The 19,996-nt window shown below is 47.8% G+C and carries 24 protein-coding genes; 6 read left to right on the plus strand and 18 right to left on the minus strand.

Annotated features, from left to right (window positions below; translation table 11 throughout):
- Positions 1 to 54: 54 nt before the first annotated feature.
- From KU854_RS01010 to KU854_RS01020, 3 genes are all read left to right on the plus strand, one after another.
- Positions 55 to 729 carry a hypothetical protein gene (locus KU854_RS01010; protein WP_218356636.1) on the plus strand — a complete coding sequence of 225 codons (675 nt, stop codon included), beginning with the start codon at positions 55 to 57 and terminating at the stop codon, positions 727 to 729.
- Between the two features lie 188 nt (positions 730 to 917).
- The gene (locus tag KU854_RS01015; RefSeq protein WP_218356637.1) at positions 918 to 1,922 is read left to right on the plus strand and encodes a response regulator; all 1,005 of its coding nucleotides are present in this window, start codon (positions 918 to 920) and stop codon (positions 1,920 to 1,922) included.
- Between the two features lie 2 nt (positions 1,923 to 1,924).
- The gene (locus KU854_RS01020) at positions 1,925 to 2,353 is read left to right on the plus strand and encodes a PAS domain-containing protein (RefSeq protein ID WP_218356638.1); all 429 of its coding nucleotides are present in this window, start codon (positions 1,925 to 1,927) and stop codon (positions 2,351 to 2,353) included.
- Between the two features lie 99 nt (positions 2,354 to 2,452).
- Here KU854_RS01020 and KU854_RS01025 read toward each other — a convergent pair whose 3' ends face one another.
- The 15 genes from KU854_RS01025 to KU854_RS01095 all read right to left on the minus strand — a co-directional run bounded on the left by KU854_RS01025 (position 2,453) and on the right by KU854_RS01095 (position 16,087).
- Positions 2,453 to 3,112, minus strand: coding sequence for an OmpA family protein (locus KU854_RS01025; protein ID WP_218356639.1), 660 nt, complete (start codon positions 3,110 to 3,112; stop codon positions 2,453 to 2,455).
- Between the two features lie 56 nt (positions 3,113 to 3,168).
- Positions 3,169 to 4,524 carry a TadE/TadG family type IV pilus assembly protein gene (locus KU854_RS01030; RefSeq protein ID WP_054779756.1) on the minus strand — a complete coding sequence of 452 codons (1,356 nt, stop codon included), beginning with the start codon at positions 4,522 to 4,524 and terminating at the stop codon, positions 3,169 to 3,171.
- A 5-nt stretch (positions 4,525 to 4,529) separates the two neighbouring features.
- A complete protein-coding gene (tadF, locus tag KU854_RS01035; RefSeq protein ID WP_336245213.1) occupies positions 4,530 to 5,084 on the minus strand; it encodes a tight adherence pilus pseudopilin TadF in 555 nt (184 codons plus the stop codon).
- The gene (locus tag KU854_RS01040; RefSeq protein WP_054779754.1) at positions 5,065 to 5,541 is read right to left on the minus strand and encodes a TadE/TadG family type IV pilus assembly protein; all 477 of its coding nucleotides are present in this window, start codon (positions 5,539 to 5,541) and stop codon (positions 5,065 to 5,067) included. Before KU854_RS01040 ends, tadF begins: the two co-directional genes overlap by 20 nt.
- 1 nt (position 5,542) lies before the next feature.
- Positions 5,543 to 6,928: a tetratricopeptide repeat protein gene (locus KU854_RS01045; protein WP_218356640.1), complete on the minus strand. Its 1,386-nt coding sequence runs from the start codon at positions 6,926 to 6,928 to the stop codon at positions 5,543 to 5,545.
- Entirely contained in the window at positions 6,925 to 7,797 is an 873-nt protein-coding gene (locus KU854_RS01050) for a type II secretion system F family protein (protein ID WP_218356641.1), read from the minus strand. The genes KU854_RS01045 and KU854_RS01050 overlap by 4 nt, the downstream gene beginning before the upstream one ends.
- 2 nt (positions 7,798 to 7,799) lie before the next feature.
- Entirely contained in the window at positions 7,800 to 8,726 is a 927-nt protein-coding gene (locus KU854_RS01055; RefSeq protein WP_218356642.1) for a type II secretion system F family protein, read from the minus strand.
- Positions 8,723 to 10,000, minus strand: coding sequence for a CpaF family protein (locus KU854_RS01060; protein WP_218356643.1), 1,278 nt, complete (start codon positions 9,998 to 10,000; stop codon positions 8,723 to 8,725). The genes KU854_RS01055 and KU854_RS01060 overlap by 4 nt, the downstream gene beginning before the upstream one ends.
- A gap of 3 nt (positions 10,001 to 10,003) precedes the next feature.
- Positions 10,004 to 11,263, minus strand: a complete 1,260-nt coding sequence (locus KU854_RS01065; protein WP_218356644.1) for a CpaE/TadZ family protein — start codon at positions 11,261 to 11,263, stop codon at positions 10,004 to 10,006.
- A gap of 10 nt (positions 11,264 to 11,273) precedes the next feature.
- Positions 11,274 to 11,819: a hypothetical protein gene (locus tag KU854_RS01070; RefSeq protein WP_218356645.1), complete on the minus strand. Its 546-nt coding sequence runs from the start codon at positions 11,817 to 11,819 to the stop codon at positions 11,274 to 11,276.
- Complete coding sequence (locus tag KU854_RS01075; protein ID WP_218356646.1) at positions 11,816 to 13,171, minus strand: type II and III secretion system protein family protein; 1,356 nt, start codon at positions 13,169 to 13,171, stop codon at positions 11,816 to 11,818. The genes KU854_RS01070 and KU854_RS01075 overlap by 4 nt, the downstream gene beginning before the upstream one ends.
- A gap of 10 nt (positions 13,172 to 13,181) precedes the next feature.
- On the minus strand, positions 13,182 to 13,961 hold the full coding sequence (cpaB, locus tag KU854_RS01080) for a Flp pilus assembly protein CpaB (RefSeq protein WP_218356647.1): 780 nt from the start codon (positions 13,959 to 13,961) through the stop codon (positions 13,182 to 13,184).
- Between the two features lie 40 nt (positions 13,962 to 14,001).
- On the minus strand, positions 14,002 to 14,433 hold the full coding sequence (locus KU854_RS25100) for an A24 family peptidase (protein ID WP_218356648.1): 432 nt from the start codon (positions 14,431 to 14,433) through the stop codon (positions 14,002 to 14,004).
- Between the two features lie 31 nt (positions 14,434 to 14,464).
- The gene (locus KU854_RS01090; RefSeq protein WP_218356649.1) at positions 14,465 to 14,665 is read right to left on the minus strand and encodes a Flp family type IVb pilin; all 201 of its coding nucleotides are present in this window, start codon (positions 14,663 to 14,665) and stop codon (positions 14,465 to 14,467) included.
- Between the two features lie 621 nt (positions 14,666 to 15,286).
- Complete coding sequence (locus KU854_RS01095; RefSeq protein WP_218356650.1) at positions 15,287 to 16,087, minus strand: M48 family metallopeptidase; 801 nt, start codon at positions 16,085 to 16,087, stop codon at positions 15,287 to 15,289.
- 166 nt (positions 16,088 to 16,253) lie between these two features.
- Between KU854_RS01095 and KU854_RS01100 the strand changes: the two genes are divergently transcribed.
- The 3 genes from KU854_RS01100 to KU854_RS01110 are packed head-to-tail and all read left to right on the plus strand — an operon-like array spanning position 16,254 to position 17,302.
- Positions 16,254 to 16,685 (plus strand): hotdog fold thioesterase, encoded by a 432-nt coding sequence (locus tag KU854_RS01100; protein ID WP_218356651.1) that lies wholly within the window; start codon positions 16,254 to 16,256, stop codon positions 16,683 to 16,685.
- Entirely contained in the window at positions 16,685 to 16,915 is a 231-nt protein-coding gene (locus tag KU854_RS01105; RefSeq protein WP_218356652.1) for a DUF3389 family protein, read from the plus strand. The genes KU854_RS01100 and KU854_RS01105 overlap by 1 nt, the downstream gene beginning before the upstream one ends.
- A 27-nt stretch (positions 16,916 to 16,942) precedes the next feature.
- Positions 16,943 to 17,302 carry a hypothetical protein gene (locus tag KU854_RS01110; protein ID WP_218356653.1) on the plus strand — a complete coding sequence of 120 codons (360 nt, stop codon included), beginning with the start codon at positions 16,943 to 16,945 and terminating at the stop codon, positions 17,300 to 17,302.
- Positions 17,303 to 17,339: 37 nt separating this feature from the next.
- Here KU854_RS01110 and KU854_RS01115 read toward each other — a convergent pair whose 3' ends face one another.
- The 3 genes from KU854_RS01115 to KU854_RS01125 all read right to left on the minus strand — a co-directional run bounded on the left by KU854_RS01115 (position 17,340) and on the right by KU854_RS01125 (position 19,621).
- Positions 17,340 to 18,155 (minus strand): DUF2797 domain-containing protein, encoded by an 816-nt coding sequence (locus KU854_RS01115; protein WP_218356654.1) that lies wholly within the window; start codon positions 18,153 to 18,155, stop codon positions 17,340 to 17,342.
- A gap of 67 nt (positions 18,156 to 18,222) precedes the next feature.
- Positions 18,223 to 18,522: a hypothetical protein gene (locus KU854_RS01120; protein ID WP_054779745.1), complete on the minus strand. Its 300-nt coding sequence runs from the start codon at positions 18,520 to 18,522 to the stop codon at positions 18,223 to 18,225.
- A 139-nt stretch (positions 18,523 to 18,661) separates the two neighbouring features.
- Positions 18,662 to 19,621 (minus strand): endonuclease/exonuclease/phosphatase family protein, encoded by a 960-nt coding sequence (locus KU854_RS01125; RefSeq protein WP_255555318.1) that lies wholly within the window; start codon positions 19,619 to 19,621, stop codon positions 18,662 to 18,664.
- Positions 19,622 to 19,996 lie beyond the last annotated feature (375 nt).

Consider the following 19,996-nt stretch of genomic DNA (forward strand, 5'->3'; position numbering starts at 1 on the left):
CTGTCTGAGTATTTTCTTTTTTAGGGTTAAGCGGATTTTACCGCAGGGAATACAATGACAAGCGCAAATAAAAAAGGGGCGCTGCTGTTTGTGAGCGGCATTGTGCTTGGGGGACTGGTGGCAACCAACCATTGGTCTTCACAAGAGCACATCCAGAAACAAACACTGGGCTCAGTAGAAGCGGAACTTGCAGAAGCCAAGGACAAATTACAGGCAACAAACCTGACGCTGGAAACACTGACAACGCAGCTGGACCAACAGCGCACTGACGCTGAGAAACTTGCTGAAGAGATTGTGGCGAAAAACGGCGAGATTGAATCGTTGAAGGCGTCGATTTCACAGCAACAAAACCGGGCGAAAAACAGCACGGTTGAGCTAGAAAAGACGGTTGAAACCCAGTCTGAAGCCATCGCTAAGTTGAAAAAACGGGTGGCAGACACAGATTATCTCTATGCAGAGCGCTACCGCTTAACCCAAGAAGTGAATGATCTTCGCGAGCGCATTTTGAAAGACAGCCATAAAATGGAACTTAGCCATAAAGCGTGCGAAGAGTACAAGAAAGGCAATTCTTGGAATCGCGTATCACAGCAAGATTGCGATGATTTTGATGAAATTAAGTCCAAAAATGATGCCCTGATGACCGAATTTGATGACGTCAGTGCTGATCTTGACCGAATCAAACGCGAACTCTCAGCATTTGACGCCCAGCAAGAATCCGAACGCTCTTAAATCACTTCACTTTCCTGAGCTTAACGAATTTCGCCGAAAGTGTTTCTTTCGGCGGAAAAGTCGCAAAGACACACTATGCTTATGAGAGTAAGGTCAAACAATTCCAATATTTGCGAATCATATCGCACCCTTGCAAAACCAAATGACGACTTTAAAAATATTCAGCCGACCTTTCGGGGGTAGATAATTTGACGACCCGAGTACTGATCACCGATGACTCCGGTTTAGCGCGTAAGCAGCTGGCGCGTTCGTTGCCGGAATCTATCAACGCCGAAGTCACTTTTGCCGAGAATGGCGAAGTGGCTATCCAGCAATTGAAAGCCAACGAATTCGACGTCATGTTTCTCGACCTCACCATGCCGGTGTTGGATGGCTATGAAACACTGGAGGCGATGCGTCAACACGGGCTCACTGTCCCGGTTTATGTGGTCTCAGGCGATATTCAGCCTAAGGCACAGGCACGGGTAATGGAACTGGGCGCGAAAGCCTTTGTGCAAAAACCGGTCAGCCCGAAACAGTTAGAGGACATACTTGAACCGTTCAAATCTGACGCGGCGTCGGCAGCACCTAAAGCGGAGCCTGTCGCAAGCACGATGCGAGTTGGCCGCCGTGAAATGTACCTCGAAGTGGTTAATGTTGCGATGGGGCGTGCTGCTGACTCCCTGGCCCGTTTTTTCGATGTCTTTGTCCATATGCCGTTACCGCAGGTGAACGTCTTTGAAGTCAGCGAATTAACGATGACCATTCGCCATCTGGCAAACAACGACAACATGTCGGGCATTTGTCAGGGCTTTAGCGGCGAAGGGCTCGCAGGGGAAGCCCTGATGCTGATCTCTGACTCTTCCATGAAAGAGTTGCTGCAAATTCTTGATTATCCGGACGACGGCTCGGTGGACAATGAACTGGAAGTGCTGGTGGATGTCAGTAACGTCCTGATCAGTGCCTTCCTTTCCGGGCTAGGCGAACAGGCGGGGTTGGTGTTTGCGCAGAGCTATCCGGCGATCATTGGCCAACACCTAGCGGTAGACAAGTTGGTCGACGGTATGCGGGGGACATGGAAACGCACAGTGACGATTGAAGTCAGTTATGCCATCGGCGACACCAACATCAAATGTGATTTGCTCTTGCTGCTCGTAGACGAATCGCTGCCTCTGTTGGATGCGAAATTAGCCTATTTGTTGGATGAGGAGTAACCATGATTGACTCGCCAGAATTTGAGCAATTCAACTGGATGGTCGATATGGTTCAGAATATCGACATGGGACTGATTGTGGTTGACCGTGATTTCACCATCCAGATGTGGAATGGCTTTATGGTGCACCACACCGGCAAGCATCCGAACAAGGTGCAGGGAAAATCATTGTTTGAGGTTTTCCCAGAAATCCCTGAGCCCTGGTTCCGCGCTAAATGCCGTCCCGTGTTTGAACTCAAGTGCCGAAGCTTCGTGGTATGGAAGCAGCGCCCGTATCTGTTCCATTGCCGGAATGTGCGCCCCATTACCGGGCAGGTCGATTTTATGTACCAAAACGTTACCCTGAACCCAATGGTAAACCTGCGTGGTGAAGCGCAGCACATGTTTATCTCGATTGCGGATGTCACCGGTGAAGCGCTCGCGATGCGCTAACATCTTTAACATATAGTGAATTGCAAAAAACCAGCGAATCCGCTGGTTTTTTCTTGCCGTATTATCAAAGCTCGATAACGTTTCTTTTCGGGACAGGGGTCACTTGGCAGTGTTGCTGCCTGGCTTCAGGATAACTTCCACCCGTCTGTTTTGTTGACGACCATCTGGCGTGTTATTGGGGGCGATAGGGCGTGTTTCACCGTAGGAGAGGGTTTTTATCTCGCCATTCGTGCTTTTCGCCAAATAGGTTTTTACCGCGTCAGCCCGTTTTAATCCCAATTTCAGGTTGTAACCTGGGCTTCCTATACTGTCCGTGTGCCCGGATAACGTGAGCGGGCCGTTAGCGCGTTTGATGGTATCAATGATGCCGGCCAGAATCTTTCTGCCGGTGGGCGTGAGAGATGACTTGTCGAAACCAAACTGAACCTGCGCCAATAAGGTATCGCTCTCTGGCGTCAATTTCGGTGTTTCCCGAACCAAGAGTTCTGCACATTGTTTACTTAAACCCACATTTACCAGCGCATTGATAAACAATGGGGTAGTCGGCGGCGACAGACGTTGTCTTTCGAGTTGGATGTATTGTGATTTATGGAAATAAACGTCAGTACCCGGTTCGATATCCACGCGGAATGCGACTTCGGTGTTTTTATCGGCACAGATGTCTTCAAATACAGTGGTGGACAGCGTGTCTGCGTGTGCCGACGAAATAGCGGCGCTCATGAGTATCGTCAATGCGCATGCTGGTGGTGATAATTTCATGGTGTCTCCAAATATTGATACCCAAACGAACTAAAGATGCAGGATGTTTGGTTTTATCAGCTTCCAAAATAGAGCCGTCCGACTTCTTCACTAATGAGTTCGAGCACAGTGTCATAGATGTCTTGATAAGACTGTGCAGCCTGAACGTTTTCCTCGCCTGCACAGGTTTTTAGCCCCGGGTTGTCATCAAGGTTGTAGTCAAAACCAATCACGAATATGCGGGCTTCAGCATTGCGGCCATTAACCACCTGCTGCTCCAACGACTGGATGATGTTCTGACACAACCCACGGTCATAGAGTTGGGTTGCGGCATAGTTGGGGTAGCGTCTGTCACCGGAGTTATTACCGTTTGCGGAGTCAATGCCATCTGAAAGCACAACAATGAGCTTTCTGACGTTTTCTCCGCGTGAAACGATTTTTGCGGCTTCAATGATCCCCTCATATGAGGCGGTACCATAGTTTGGAACAAACTGACTGATTTGGGCGCGAAAGGTTTGGAAGTCCTCAGTGAGCGGTAAGGTATTAAAGTACGAGGAGTCTGCACTGCTGCGCCCGATGATCGTGGTGACAGGGGTTCCGAGTGGATCGCGGGCTGTAGCATTGAAGTTAATCTGGGGGATGTTGTAATCCCAACGCCACGATTTTGAGCCAGTGTTGTTGTGATAACTTACATTGCTGTAGTAAGACCCATTTTTGTGTGGGTAAAAATTGTAGCCAACAAAAGCCGCGCGATTGGCAAGATCTTGTCCGCTAAGTTGTTGATCGGTTGACGCGTTATAATCTTCAAGCCTTTCAGTGACACGCTTGATGACTTCCACCACACCTTGGTACTTCGAAGTAATGCCAGAAAACTCTCCGTTATCTTCTGACTGATTCCCTTGCCATACCCATTCCATCGAGCCGGAAAAGTCCGCAACAAAAGCAACGTCTATGGTGAAGCCCTGGTATTTTCTCGCCGTTGCGTCACCACCGAGCGTCATGGTTTCGGCATAACCTAAGTGATAGCCGTCTTTAGGAAACCAGCTATCAAAATCGGAAGTTAAAGTGACTTTGTATTGGGTGAATATCAGGCCATCCCTGTCATAAACTCCCGCCTGACCGCATAAATCCTGGTAGATATCGTCGCAGCTTTTTCTCTCAATTCTTATGTCAGACGGGTCAATGTCGCCATCTGGAACAAAGCTTTCAACGAAACGTTTGGCAAGAAGCTGGTTTTCACGGGTCGTTTGGGAAGCGCTCGCCGCAACGGCCAACGATGCCATCTCGACAGCGTCATTAATCCGTGCATGGGTTTGCAAATATCGCGTGGATTCAACTGCAAGCACAAACACACTAAATAGAAGTGGAAATGTCAGCACGAAGATGATGCTGGCTACACCGCGTTGCTTTTTGCGGCTTGATGGTATTTTCATAGCAGCTACCGTCCGATGGAAAGGGATGTTGAGCTGGTCAGCTCCCACTGTTTGCCAACGAGTGACCCAAAGAGATTGTTGGTTTTATAACAAAGCGTGACTTGGTAAAGCGCCAGACGATTACCGAAGTTAGTGATCGGTGATAAATCCGTTTTCGTGCTGAGTCTCTCCGAGGGTTCGCACGCATATTCACCGGCTCTGAAAACGTGCAGTCCATTGATTGCTGGAGTGGGAGCTTGTTCGCTATTGAACTGTTGCTGCTCGATCATGAGACCTAGCCGGCTGGCGTCGAAACTTCCCATCGTGCTTCTGAGCGAGTATTGCGCCAGGGATAGGGCAGCGTTTACCTCATTGCGCGACAATGTGGCACTGCCGTCGAAGAGCTGGGTACGTTCTTTCAATAGACTCACAAGGGAGTAGGAAAGGCGGTCCAGTTTTCCTTTTACAGACTGCTTCGTGACCACGTCCATCGTGAACACGATAAGGAGAGCGAATCCGATCAATATGATGGAAAGCTCAATACTGAAAACGCCGCGTTGTTTACTGGCTAAACTGGTCACGTTCATATTCCTGAATAGCGAACACCTGACGGGTGAGGGTCAAATTGTCTTCGTTGAAAAACATAGGGAAAATTGGGTCGTAGTGATACGTCACTTCATAAAGCGCAATGGGCTTATCGACGCCGAAAACAGAACCAGGTGGCGTGGCCGCATCCTGGAATGAGCTAAAATACTCAACTGAAACGGCGAATTTTTCGGGGTCAATGATCTTGGTCCACACGTCGTCGCTGTTATCAATGGCAGAGCGAAAAACGGTGGCATAGTTGGCATTGGCTGAGCTTCTGGCGACCCGTGATGATTCGGCGACGGCATAGTCCACCATGGATGAGAGAAACCCGATCACACAAAGCTCAACCCAAAACATCAAGCAGGTAAACATCACCATAAAGCCGAAAATAAACTCCAGCGTGACCAAGCCACGGTGTTTGCGATTGGCGAAGGGATAGCGCCTGTTCATGTCAAGATTTCCAGCGGATGGTTAAGGTGTTGTTTTCAACCAAAAGCTCTGGCTTTTGTGGGGTGTTTTCACGCATTTCTAGTACCACCCTGACAAATCCGGGATGCTCGCCCAGCACGATCTTTTTCACTGGCCCGTCGGTGAGGTAGCGCCTGCGTTTGATCGTAAAATCTTTCGCCCCTTTGATGTCGAATACCCACTTTTTACGCTTTTCCAGGTACTCGGTACGAATAGACCCAAGCTCGAAATCTGACGTGACTGTGTATTGTGCATCAGTGCCTTGAACGACGTAGTTCATGTCCGTCACCAAATAGCGGGAGCGGCTCTTTTTCACTTTTTTCTTGGGCGTTGAAGCGGTTTTAGCTACTGGAACGGGCTTTATCTCTTCGCCACGTCGTTTGGCCTCCAATGCGGCTTTGAGACGTTTTTTAGCTAGCAAAAGCTTCATTTCATCTGCCGATGCCGTCGGTTTTTCCACGATAGGTGCTGGCGTTTTTGGCGCGGGGATAACGTCTTTTGGCTTCTCCTTGGGCAAAATTTCACGCTTAGGTGAAAGCGTTCTTGCCGCGATGATGGCGCTTGGTTCAGCCAGGTCTTTTTCTTTCTCTAAATTGGGCAAAGCAGTTGGCAGCGTCGTGGGGCGCTGCGTGATTTTTGATTGCGAAAATTGATTGATCGCTTTTGCTTGATTCAGGCTGATGTACTTTTCGCGCATTGCAGCGTTGCTACCCTGAGTGCTCATTAGCTGACTGAACTCACGGGTTCTGCCTGACTTCGCTAAGGCGAGTAAAAGGTTTGCCTCGACGGTGCTGTCAGCACGGCCGTTGCGAACCAGTGGGAGTAAGATATCAGCCGCGAGTTCGAAATTGCCTTGGAGCATCGCAACCATAGCGAGGTTGTTTTTTACAATGGCGTCATCGAAACCATATTGTCTTGCTGCATCAAAAGACTTCTTGGCTTCTTGCAAACTGCCACGCTGCGCCAACAACAGTCCTTTTAAGTTGTAGGCTTCTGCATAACGGTCATTTCTTCGCAGTGCAGCATTAATAAACTGTTCAGCGACATTGTTCTTGTTGAGATCAAACGCGACGTTCGCACGTAGCATATCCAGTTCGGCATTTTTCAGGTCATCCTGAGGAATAAGCGCCAGTTGAAATTGCGCGGCTTCGGGGTCACCTGAAAGGTAGAGGGCATTGGCCAGCTTGAACCTTAGCTCTGGGCTGGGGGATTCTTTTACCTGCTTTTGGTAACGGTTTACCAATGCAGAGTAATTCCCTGTCTGGATCAGCAGTTGATCGCCTTTTTCTCCCGCGTACTCTTCAACAACGCCATTGGATGAGCAGGCAGAAAGCAGCAAGGCAGAAACGAAAAATGTAATTTTTTTCATATGTTTTCCAGCATCCTCATGACGCCCGGTGCGACGATAAGAACGACGACTGGCATCATGATAAAAATGATCATAGGGACAGACATTTTCGATGACAGCTTTCCCGCTTTTTCCTCTAAGGCGAGTAGCTGAATTTTGCGAATATCATTGGCGAGGGTCGTCAATATTTCGTATACCGACGTACCGTGTTGCATGCTTTGGCTCAGCGTCATGATGAAGCTGTGCATCTCGGGGGAGGGAACCCTTGTATAGAGATCTTTGAGTGACTGCTCAATGCCCACGGTTTTTGCACGTTGGCTGAGTCGTCTGAGCATATGCGCAAGGTGGCGATCAAATGAGGCCATTTCCGCGGTTAAATAAAACAGCGTCGACTCAATGGTCATGCCCGTTTGCACACAGGTTGCCATCAAATCCAACAGAAACGGAAGCTGCCTTGTGAGGCGCAGCGCCAGTGCGCGCCGGCGTAATTCGAGGTAGAAATCAGGGCCAATGACCACCACCAACGCCAGCGCGGCAAGCCAGATAATTTGTGACAAGAGCGCGTCCGTAAAAGGAACGTCTCTGGTCAAAATGATGATGGCAGCCCCGACAGTAAAAACCGTGTATTTGATAAGAAAGTAGTAGGGTGCGATGGCAGTGTTATAGAAACCTGCGCCAATGAACTTTTCTTCAATTTCTTTACTGCTGGCAGCAAAGAATGAAGCAATGACTTTTGACGATTCCGCCAATACAGAGCGGCGTTCGACTTGCTCAATGTCCAGTGTGCTTTCAATGTAGCGCTTTCGCTTGATTTGGGTGTAAATCATCGAAAGGACAATGGCAGAGCCCACCGCAATCAAAAAAATGAAAATAATGAGTAGAAGCGTCATGGCTATTTCACACTCTTCATCAATAGGGTCACGATGCCAATACCAATCGCTTCACTGATCAACACGTAGTAGAGCAAAAAGCGCCCGTCAGGGTCGTGCATGACAAAGTCGTAGTTCTCTGGCGCGATAAAGCGCAGCACCACAAAGAGAAAGAAAAATGGAATGGCACAAATGATGTAGGAGGAAAGGCGCGCTTCAGCGGTGAGTGCGCGCTTTTTCATTTCAACGCTTTTTGCGTCAAACAGAACCCGGTTCAAATTGTTGATGACCCGGCGAAGTTGCCCGCCACGGTTTACATTTACCCGCATTGCGATAACGAAAAACTGAAACGTGGGAGTAGGAAAACGCTGACAGGCGCGCGCGAATACCGCTTCCGTGCTTTCGCCCAGGTTTAACCGCTCTCCCATGATTTTGAATTCCCTGCCTACAATACTGTCGAGTGTCCGTCCGACATACTGAATGGCATGAAGCAAACTCTCGCCGGCAGATACGGAACTGGCAATCATGTTGAGCGCGTCTGGGAATTGATCCTCAAACGCTTTTTGGGTTCGATATTCAATAAAGCGAATGCCTAAAACGGTCGCGATTGGAAATGTCAGCAAGAGAGTAGTCTGGGTGGAAAACCCCAAGACAGTGACAAAAGCAAAATCACCAATCAAAGACGCGACAAAATAGAAGGCCAGTATTTTGACAACCGCGTAGTCGCCAAGATCGATATACAAGTTCCGCAGTGTCCGGGAGATACGTTGATAGAGCGAAATCTTTGAGAGGGCTTCCATATCGACCGCCCGGTTCTCGATCATTTTTGACTCAGGTAAGGTGTTATTTTCCCGCAATAAGCTTTCACGTCTTTCATTGAGCGTTGCCTGTCTCTTGATCATGTAGAGACCAACACCAATCAGAAGGATGAAAAAGATGTTTTCAATCATGACGCTAACCCGCCAAAGATGCTTTTCAGCTCTTTTTCCAGGCCAAAGTAACGCGCTTTCTCATAGAGCGCTGAACGCTCCATCAGTCCGGAGGTGATAAATTGCCCCAAAATCCGGCCTTTTTGAGAGAAGCCCTGGTGCTCAAATCGGAAAATCTCTTCCATCACCACACCATCACCTTCCATACCGACGACTTCAGAAATGCTCATAACTTTACGGCTACCATCGTGAAGACGGCTGATTTGAATAATAAGATCCACCGCGCTGACAACGGTGCGTCGAATGGCTTCGAGGGGCAGTGAGGATGTCGCCATCATTACCATGCTTTCGATACGGGAAATGGCATCTCTGGCGGTGTTGGCGTGCAAGGTGGTCATTGAGCCGTCGTGCCCCGTGTTCATCGCTTGCAGCATTTCGAACGTTTCAGGGCCACGGCACTCACCGATAATGATGCGATCAGGGCGCATACGCAGCGCATTAATCACTAATTGGCGCTGGTTAATTTCGCCGGTTCCTTCTATACCAGCAGTGCGGGTTTCCAGTCGCACTACGTGTGGTTGTTGCAGTCGCAACTCGGCGGCATCTTCGATGGTCACCACACGCTCAGACTCAGAAATGTACTGGGAGAGGGCATTCATCATGGTGGTTTTCCCTGAGCCCGTACCCCCGGAAATGACAATGTTGAGACGGCAACGTGATGCGATAATCATCAGCTTTGCGACTTCAGGGCTCACCGCGCCAAACTCAATCAAATCGCCAAAACTGATGCTTTGTTTTTTGAATTTACGAATGGAAATCGACGCACCGTCGATGGCGATAGGCGGCAACACGATGTTGACACGGCTTCCATCTTCCAGTCGCGCATCACACAGGGGAATAGAATCATCGACTCGGCGGCCAACCCGCGCAGCAATGCGCTTAGCCACGTTGGTCAGTTGGATTTCATCCATGAAGGTGACCGGGGATTTTTCTACCAAACCGTGGCGTTCAATAAACACGTTGTTGGGGCCATTGACCATGATGTCAGAGATGCCGTCATCTTCCATCAGGCCTTGTATAGGCCCCAGCCCGCGCAGCTCGTCATAGAGCATGGTGGTGAATTCATTGCGCAATGCCACTGAAACCGCAGCCTTGTCTTGTTCTGCAAGGACACTGATGGCCTGAGAAAGCTGGTGTTTAAGCTCTTCTTTGGTCAGCGTGGTGACGGCTTCCGCATCCAATGCATCAAAGATACGTGTGCGAAAAGAAAGGTAAAGCTGGCGAGAAGGGTGCATCGGTTAGGCTCCATTTTTGGAAAACAGAGACAATAGGGATTTCGCACGTGGTGAAGAGGTTTGTTCACCCACGATAAGGGAGCACAGGCTGCGAAGTTGGCTACCGAGTTTGGTTTTCCCACTGCTTAATTTATTGCCGCTGACCAGCACTTCCTCTGCGGATATTTCATAGGGAAGTACCACATCAATATTGGTGCTGAGGTATTTAGTAATTTCGGCTTCGGTGACACTCTGAAAACGGGAAGCGCGATGTTTGTTGAGTACCAATAAAATACGCAGCGTTTTGCGTTGCTCGCTTTCTTCTATGTGTTTTTTAATGCTTTGCAAAAGGGCAGAGGTTTCCCGGAGGCAGGCGATAGTCGGCTCCATGACAATCACGGCGAGATCGAGTTGTTTCACCAGCATTTTGGCTTTGATATCAAAGCTTACCGACGCAGAAAGGTCATCAACGATAAAGTTTGTGTCGCGCTTGAGCACAGAGACGATGACATCGTTGGTTTCATGAAAGTCTGACGAGCTTTCATTGTTTAAACCCAGGGACAAGTAATCAAGCCGCGGGCTTACGCGCGTCAGTAATGACCTGGCGGCGGAGTCATCCATGTTACCTGTGATTTCCGTTGCGTTAAGGCGCCTCTTTTCCCGGTTTTTTACACCCAAAAAGATATCAAGGTTGCTGGAAAGGTAGTTGTTGTCGACAACAATGCAGGATGCCCGCTTTTCGTGGGACAAAAGCCAGCCAAGCTCTGCGGCGATCATCGTCGCGCCGATACCTCCGCGCGTTCCTACAACGCCAATGCGTTTCGCAAGACGGCGGTTTTTGAAGTTCGCGCTTTCAATTTGTTCCAATACGCCTTCGATGAATTCGCCCAGTTCAATTTTGGTCACCGGCCATAAGAGGTAATAGAAACCAAAGGCTTTCAGCTCGCGAACGACGGAAATTGAGTCAACGCTGCCAAGAATAATCACCGACAGCGACGCGGGCAGGCGTTCAGACAATTGACGGCATTCATTGAGAATGTTGTCTGCATCAATAAGGTCAATAAATGCCACTTGCGCCTTGAGCGTTTCTATCGAGCTTGGAACCTCTTTGAAAACGTATTTCTCTGCCGCTGGCAGCGTTTCACCGATGAAGGTAAATGTTTCTTCGATCAGCGTCCGGGTTACGTCTGTACGGTAGAATTGAACGGTTTTTATCCCGGTGTTGCTGCCCAGCGTTTCGGCTTCTTTACTGACATCTTTTTTTAATAGTTCGTCAAAAATCATTGCGTTGCTCTCATTGATCTTGGGTATTGTCGGCAGTGATATTTGAGTATCCAGCGAGTTTTCTGTCGGGATGCAGCATGGCTTGCCACCGCAAATTGTCGGAATAGCAGCCATCATCACCCGAGTGGTAATTACTGATTGACCGGAATTTGCATAGGTGAGTCTGTACTTGGTACAGCTTGGTGGAGAGCGAAATGGCGCCGGGTTGTTTTGTGTCTGGAGACTGGACGACCTTCACCAGCTCAATAGGGGTGCCCGAACTTATCAACCATTTGGACGCACTGTCTGCAAGTGCCTTAGTCTGCTTGTTAGTCCAGGTAATATTCGCCCCATAAACAAGTAAGGTTTTTTTGTTGTTTTGCAGATAGTTGAAAAGCTCTTTCTTCGCTTTTTCTGTTTTGCCGTCTTTGAGTGTCACGGTATAGGTGTAGGTGACGGGGATGACAGTTAAGTCGCCGCCACTTACAGCGGTACTGTGACTGGCGTTTTCGCAGCCGAGGAGCAGCAAAGACAATGCGAAGAATGTGATGAGGCGGTGAGGTTTCTTCATGTTCATTTCTTGAACCCTCCGGTAGACAAGATGTCGGTTTGCCATTGAGCAATGTCAGATTTGTCATCTAAATCAACACCGAAGAATCGCGACAATGTGCTGGTACGCTGGATGGTAGGTATTGAGACATTGGCAGATGAAATAGGCGCAACTAACGAAACAGTCGCGACAATCACCAACTCAGTTTTCCTGCGTATGGTGGAGGAGTGGCGGAACAGCGCGCCCAAAATAGGGACATCAGCAATAAACGGGATCTTGGCCAGAGACTCCTGATCTTCCGTACTCAACAGGCCTGCGAGAACAAAGCTTTCTCCATCACCCAATTCGATGGTGGTTTGTGCACGGCGAACACGAAAGGCAGGGATATCGAGTGCTGTGTCGCCAAACTGTTCGTCAACGGAGCTGACCGAAGGGAATAACGTGAGGATGATTTTGTCATCCCGTTGTACTTTTGCCGCCAGTTCAAGACCAATACCAAATGTCTTGTATTCAATCACGTAGCCGTCTTGCGTCAGGTAAGAAACGGGTACTTCACCACCGACCAGAAAACTGGCGGTTTCCCCAGAAATAACGGAAAGGTTAGGTTCGGAAAGCACCTGACCAATACGGTCGTCATTGATGGCGGATAGATAGGTCGCCACGTTGGTTGCACTGCCGTTGAAGCCTGTAATGGCGCGGAAGAACTGACCGTTGTTGAACGTATTTTCTAGTACGGTTCCCCATTGAATACCCAGTTCATTCACCAAAGAGCTGTTAACTTCGGCAATTGTCAGCTTTACATTGACTTGCTTGGTCACCGTGACTTCAAGGTTGTTCACCAATCCTTCATAGGTTTTGTGCCGCAAAAAGGCGATGTTTTTGTCCGGTGTGTCAGTGTTCAAAGAAACCAGTGTGGTGTCCTTTTCTTCTTGTTCTTTGCTGAGCAGTTCCCCGGCGATGGCATAGATCTCGTCCTTTTCCTTTTGTGTGGGAACAGTACCCGCCAAAACAACGCGATCACCAAGGTTTAATACCGATACATCGGCATTGGGGTATTGGGATGAGAGGATTTGTTCAATGCTGATCAGGCTTTTGTTCACCACGACCTTCCTTTCTGCGAGGGTTTCACTGTTTTGGCTGAAAACGATGAATGTGGTTGTGCCAATATTTCTACCAAAGATAACAATCCTATTGTTATCAATGATTTGATAGTCTGCGATTTCAGGATCAGCGACGAACACTGTGCCTATGGTCGATGAAAAGTGCATTGAGCGACTATCACCTGTGCCAAGGTTTAAAATGGGTGCAGCAAAAACAGCGTTGGGTAGTGCGCTTAGCAGCAGAATAATACCGACGAAGCGAAAACAATGAGTAATCATCCTGAGCTCTCTAGTTGTATGCCTTAGTTTGGCCACGTATTTCTGTGATGGATTTGAAGTTTGGAAGGACATCATGGGTATCCGCTTCCAATCCTGCAGTGGAGGAATTTTGGGTGAGTGACTTCACCACTTCGATAATGCCAATACGCTTTGCAATCACCATCTTGCCGATTTGGTCGCGTCTCAATTCGATGGTGATGGGGAGGCTGGCATCGGCACTGTTTTCTTCGCCTTCAATAGCCAGGATCTTTACGTTGTACAGCAAGGGAGAGACAGACAAGGTGCGAAAAGACTGAATAGAACCACTTCTGCCTGTTTCGCCGATATTTTGCTCATCAGACGTCAGAACAAGGACGTCGATGTAATCCCCAACGGCAATACCAGAGCCCAAGAAATCCCGGCCTTTCAGTCGGAATGAATAAGGTGTCATACCTGGCTTAATCGCAGCTTCGATATAGCCTTTCTCGCCTGGGGTAATAAAGTCACGCTGAAAAATGTACGCGCCTTCATTGAGACCTTTCAGGGCGATCATGCCAGGGATAATATCGAGCAATGTGTCTTGTGCTATCCCATTCTGCATCGCCTCGGATTCACTTAAGCGAACATATTGGATATTTTCCCGCTCAAGAGACTCACCTTTTTCTAATGCTTTTTGAAGTTGAACGACCTGAAAAGTGGGGAGAGGGGCTTCTTCTGCGGTTGTTTGGTTAAATCGGATAACACCAGTTAGTCCAAACAGGCCAATCAAGATCGTCAATAATGCTATGAAAAAAAATAATCGCTGGCTCATTTGACTTCATTTTATATAGGGGTTTACGCCAACTATCGGTCTAGCTGACTATCGTCAGGTGTATAAAAAACAGACTCGATATAACGATAGGAATACCATAAGGCACCCCGAAATTCTCTTGGCGACTAAATAACAAGTTTTTCACTAGAATCGTAATCGCACAAATACCACCTATGAAGCCAATAAGCATCAATGTTAATAACCAATACTTTGGAGAGATTATCAACGAATAACAACTAAGAAGCTTCACATCTCCCGCACCTACGACTCCGAGAGAAAAAAGAGCCAGCCCAAATACAACTACCAATACTGCCTGAATGAATTGAAGTTTAATGCTTTCATTCTCAAGGCTAATTAACAGACAACAAAGCAAAATCAAAATACAAATCTTGTTGCTTATTTTTCTGTTTCTTACATCAGTAATGACTACGACACCTGAGCTGACTGCAAGTAGCAGTTCTGTAACGAGCATGCCTGCGCGAAGAGAAAGCTAGTTAAATCAATTAAGCACCTGGACCTGTTTGTGCATCAGTGATTTGTTGGGAGATAAAGTCCATCGCACCATCCAGTGCACCGCCTAACGTGCCGTTGTTCGCGAATACCGCCATCAGAATTGCTGAAATAGCAACGCCAATAATTGCATATTCAATAGCGGTAACACCGCGCTCATCGCGGATGAATGCTTTAACAATATTTGAAAGCATAATAGGAAAACTCCATTTTGAAATTGATTAGGGAATCAAAACTTGGGCGCAGTGCTTTGGGTAACAAAGGAAAACCCCCATTTCAACTTTCATCCAAGTCCGGACACAAGATACAAGTCATTTTAATTTTTATCTAGTTGGCTGCAGTGGGAGGGGGTGTCTCTAATGTGATTCAGTGGATTCATCAACTGAACACATAATCATTGTTGTTTCTTTGGTTGATAATTAATTAGTTGTATATAAAATTCACTTGTCATGATATTTGTCACAGGAATAAATATGAAACTTGGTTTTATAAAATGTGTATTTGAATATGCGGTTTTATTTTAAGTTTTTTAAATATTTTGATTCTAGTCACATTGTAAACAAGCTACTAATTAACTTCCTTTTCTGGAGTGATTGATCTTGAATGAAATTTAGACGCATTATTTTTATGGCTTCCATTATATTGGTCTGAATATCTGGGCATGGTGACTTTTACTCTGGCCGCTTGTGCCGGGGCATGAGGGGGAATAACTCGATATTTCCTTTGAAGGGAGGTTTATGAAGTGGATTGAAATGGCTGCAGAACACTGACAGCGCGTATGTAGTCGCTGCCAGTGTAGTGAAGATGTGAAGCGCTTAGATATTCAGTTTTCCGCAGTTTGGCGCTTTGCGGTTTGATTTTGGAAGGGCGTTGATGGCTGCCTGCAAATCTGCGATTCGGGTGTCATGTGAAGGGTGAGTGGAAAGAATCTCAGGTGGTGCGCCATCTGAGGCTTTTGCCATATTCCGCCACAGAGCAACGCTCTGGTTTGGATCAAAGCCTGCTTCGTTCATTAAACGCACGCCAATCAGATCAGATTCTGATTCGTGAGTTCGGCTAAACGGCAACAAAACGCCGACATTCAGCCCTACGCCTAAACCAGCCATAATCAGATCAGCATTGGCTGTACCGGATGCACCGAGGGCGATGTTGGTGATTTGCAGCGCACTGTTTGCAGCAAGACTGCTCGAAACCCGTTCACCACCGTGGTTTGCCATGACGTGTCCTACTTCATGTCCAATGACAGAAGCCAATTGGTCGGGGGTTTTCGCGACTTTCAACAAGCCTGTGTAGACCCCGATTTTTCCTCCCGGCAAGGCGAAGGCATTCACCTGGTCACTGTCGAAAACCACCACTTCCCATTTTTTGAAATCCGCCTGTGGTGGGGTGACAGCCAGTATCGCATCCGTCACACATTGAACGTACTTAATGGTCTTTTTGTCAGTGCTGATTTTCTCTTTCTCTTTGAGCTGGGAAAAAGACTGCGCACCCAAGGAGGCCATTTCTGAACCGGAAACCAATATAAACTGGCTTCTCCCAGTCGGTGAAGTGGTACAACCCATAAGAACGCCCAACAGCGCTGCACCGGTATAAATTTTGAGTGATTTGAGCTTCATTTCTGTGTCCCTTGAGCCCGGTGATTGTCCTGTCGTTATTTTAAGGTAACCTGTTCATGGATTTAAGTCTAAGACCGTCACCTACCAGCGAATGTCACCAAATTAAAGATGGCACAGCAGCGTGACGATGAGTACCAACGAAAACGAAAAGCTATAAGGAGTCGTCTTGGCTATCTGGAAGAAACCAATTTCGCTTGATGGGTTAAATGCGACCTCAAAAAATACCTTGGTTGAACATCTGGGCATCGTATACACCGAGTTTGATGACAACAGCCTGAGTGGCACCATGCCTGTTGATGCAAGAACCCATCAACCGCTGGGTATGCTACACGGCGGGGCATCTGTGGTACTGGCTGAAACCTTGGGTTCACTTGCTGCCAATATGTGTGTGGAAGAAAACCGCTATTGTGTCGGTCTTGATATCAATGCCAACCATATTCGTGCCATGCGTTCGGGAAGCGTGACCGGAAAGGCAACGCCTATCCACCTTGGTGCAACGACACAGGTTTGGCAAATTGAAATCACTGACGAGCGCGGGCGACTGGTGTGTACAAGCCGTTTGACCATGGCGGTGTTGCAGCATAAAGGAAAGCAATAATGGTGATTACAATTCCCGGTGGGCGTGTGATTGCCACGGCGCATGAAGTGATGGTGAAACTGCAGGAAAACCAAATCACCTTGCAGGCCCAGACGGATGACATCAGCCTGTTGGGCTTACCGTGTATCTTGGTGGCCAGCGGTGGTTCGGTAAACTGGAGTATTTCACTTGGTAGCCAGGAAAACCTGGAAGCTGTGGCGCAGGCCACCGGTATCGCGATAAAACGCTAGCCCCGAAATATAACACAAGGAGTAAGCATGAAAGGGATATTCGCAGCAGTTCTTTGTTTGGCCAGTGGTATGGCGCTGGCCGGAAAAGCGGATGTCGTTGATGCAACCGCTACACCCACCGGCGATACGTGGCAATTCTCTGCTACGGTTCAACATGCTGATGAAGGCTGGGATCATTATGCCGACGCATGGCGGGTTGTTTCAGCAGAGGGTGATGTGTTGGGGACTCGGGTGTTGCTGCATCCCCATGTCAATGAACAGCCTTTTACCCGCAGCCTTTCCGGTGTGGTTATTCCCGATGGGGTAGAGGTAGTGTTTATCGAAGCCAAGGACAATGTTCATGGCTGGGGCGGGCTACGAAAAGAAGTGAAACTAAAAAGCCACTGACGGACAGTGGCTTTTTGCTTTTACGGGAAACGGAAAATCAATATTCAGCCGTGACTTCGTAACTGGTGAATTTGCGGATGTTAATTACACCGGTATCGAAGATTAGGTATTGGCCTTTGATACCCTGTAATACTCCGGTAACGACTGGGTCTTTGTCAAAGTTAAGCGACGCAATCTTGGTCGGATATTCAGTGACAGGGTAACGAATATTCACAATGTCATGTTGAACTGGTTCAACAGCATCAAAACCGTATTGCAGCCTGAGGCTGTAAACCCGCGCGTCGATTTGCGGCAACAGCTTGCGTGCTTCTTCCTTCAAATCTATTTCTACATTGTCGCCTTTCAGCATGGCGCGCCAGTTGGTTTTATCTGCCAGAAACTCGGCGATAGCGATTTCAACCAACCCTGACAGGAAGCGGCTTTTCACCTTCAGGATAGGCAACGCCTGTGTTGCACCTTGATCTACCCAGCGGGTAGGGATTTGGTTCGCACGGGTGATGCCGACTTTTAATCCTGAGGTGTTTGACAGATACACCACGTGGTCAGTCATACAAAACTGCTCAGCCCACTCGGGCTCGCGGCAGGTGCCTTCTGCAAAGTGACAGGTTTCCGGCTTAAGAATGCACATGTCACAGCGGGCCAACCTTTTGGTGCAAGGGAAGCAATGGCCTTGGCTGAAGCTTTTGTTGGTTTTGGTGCCGCAGGCATCACAATAGATGTTGCCTGTGTAGGTAAGTTTGAGGGGCTTGCCAATGAGGGCGTTAAGATCAATGCCGTTCTCACCAACAGGCAGGGTATAAAGCACACCGTCGTTGAGTGTGCTTTTCATTTTGCTCAAAGTGCCAGTAATCATGATGTGTTTCTGTTGTCCTTCACAAGCGGATGATTCTATCAGATATCCGCGCCACGAAGGAGGGCGGTTAGCGATTCACGAGACCATCGCTGAGATCATCGTAAAGAGAAACCAGCAGGATCACTGTGTTGTGCTCAATATCCTCATTGATGTCATCGATGATAAACAAATCCGCGTTTGAGTCAGACACCTCTTTTGTTGCTAAAGCGACGATATCTTGCTTGATATCACCATAAATAGTCATTTCCTGCACTTTCTGGAAATAACCTACATTAAGCACAGCTGATGTGTTCAGCTCTGGAGAGGCAGTCGCGTTGAAAGAGGAGAGAAGGGCAGCAGCAATAAATGCCAAATTGAACTTGCGCATGGTTGTGATCCGTCATCATCGTTTTGCGGCAGTTTACTGCTGTGTATTGTCAGAAATGTCAGCAGAGGGTTAAGACAAGAGGGATGCAGATACAAAAAGTGATTTTTTGGCGGGTTTATTCGATTTTTGTGGCTTAATGTCACAAATTAACAATGATGGGGCAGTGGTCTGATAGTCGGTATGTCGCAACAGCATGATAAGAAAACTGATATTGCTTGGCCTGCGGAATAGACATTGACGACAGTGCGCCTTTGCTGGCAATGATATGGTCAATCAGTTTGCTATAAACAACATGTTCCCAGCGTTTGGTTCGATAGTTAAATTTTCTCGCTTTACATTTTGCTGGCGTGTTTTCGGTCAGTTTTACCAAATTGCCTTGTCCAATCTCTTTTTCGAGCTTGTCCCAGACCCATTCGTTGCTGTCATTGAGGTAATGGTTAAAGTCACCGGCAATCACAAATTCCTGCCCGAGCCGGATGCGGGTCTGGATCCAGATAATCAACGCTTCTATTTGGTGGTCTAGCTTTTTGCAGCTGTTATTGCGGCGTACGGGGGTTTCAAAACAGCCGGACTTGAGGTGAATGGAGAGCAGATGCAATGGCGGTAAACCGTCGCGTTCTACTTCAATATAAGCACCATAGCGAAGATCACCAGCGGAAAGAAATGTCGGTAGGCCGAGGGGTTGATAGTCCTGCCTGTCTATCACGTCTAGATTCTTCTTCACTGCCCAACCGGTATATTGCTGGCTGCGGCGGGAAAAGCCCAAGCGTTCGGCGCGATCAGAAAAGTAGTAGTCATAGATATCGGGGTTCACCACGCGGGAGAGTGCTTCGATACTGTCGACTTCCTGAAACGCCAGTAGATCTGCATCCAGAACGGAGTTGATGGTGTTCATCATCAGGTAGTCCTGATCTTCACGCTTGCTTTGAATCATGTCGCCTTTCTCAGAAAGCCATTCCATGTTCCAGGTCGCCAGTGTCAGCGAGGCATGCGTCAAAGCAGAATAGAAGACGAAAAGCAGGATCAACGTGTGGTTGAAAAGGCTTTGCAGTCTTGTCGCTGACAAACGTGAAAATGGCAATGGGGAGGACAACATCATTAATAGAAAGGTAACTTATTGTAGTAATGGTAAAAAAGGGTGGCTCACCTCGGATAGTAGTGCATACGGTAACGTCCAGATTTGTCTACATCATGAATTTGCGTGCTTAGTAGCAAATTTTGCTGGCCTTTTTTCATTTATTGAAGTTCGACCACAACAATCGAATAGATAAAAATCGCATCCCCCAGAGCCATGATCTAAATCAATGTATCAATTCGTCGTCAGCGGTCTAATGCACCACATATTGTAGTTGTGCGTCCGATTATCCCCATATTTGGTATTCCTTGACCTCGTTCACATTTGCATGTAGGCCGCTGGAATATCGCTGATTCTTTAAACGATCTTGATCATTTTTGTACAAAATGGACAAAGATT

Source organism: Enterovibrio paralichthyis (assembly GCF_019209835.1).
In the GTDB taxonomy this organism is placed as follows: Bacteria; Pseudomonadota; Gammaproteobacteria; order Enterobacterales; family Vibrionaceae; genus Enterovibrio; species Enterovibrio paralichthyis.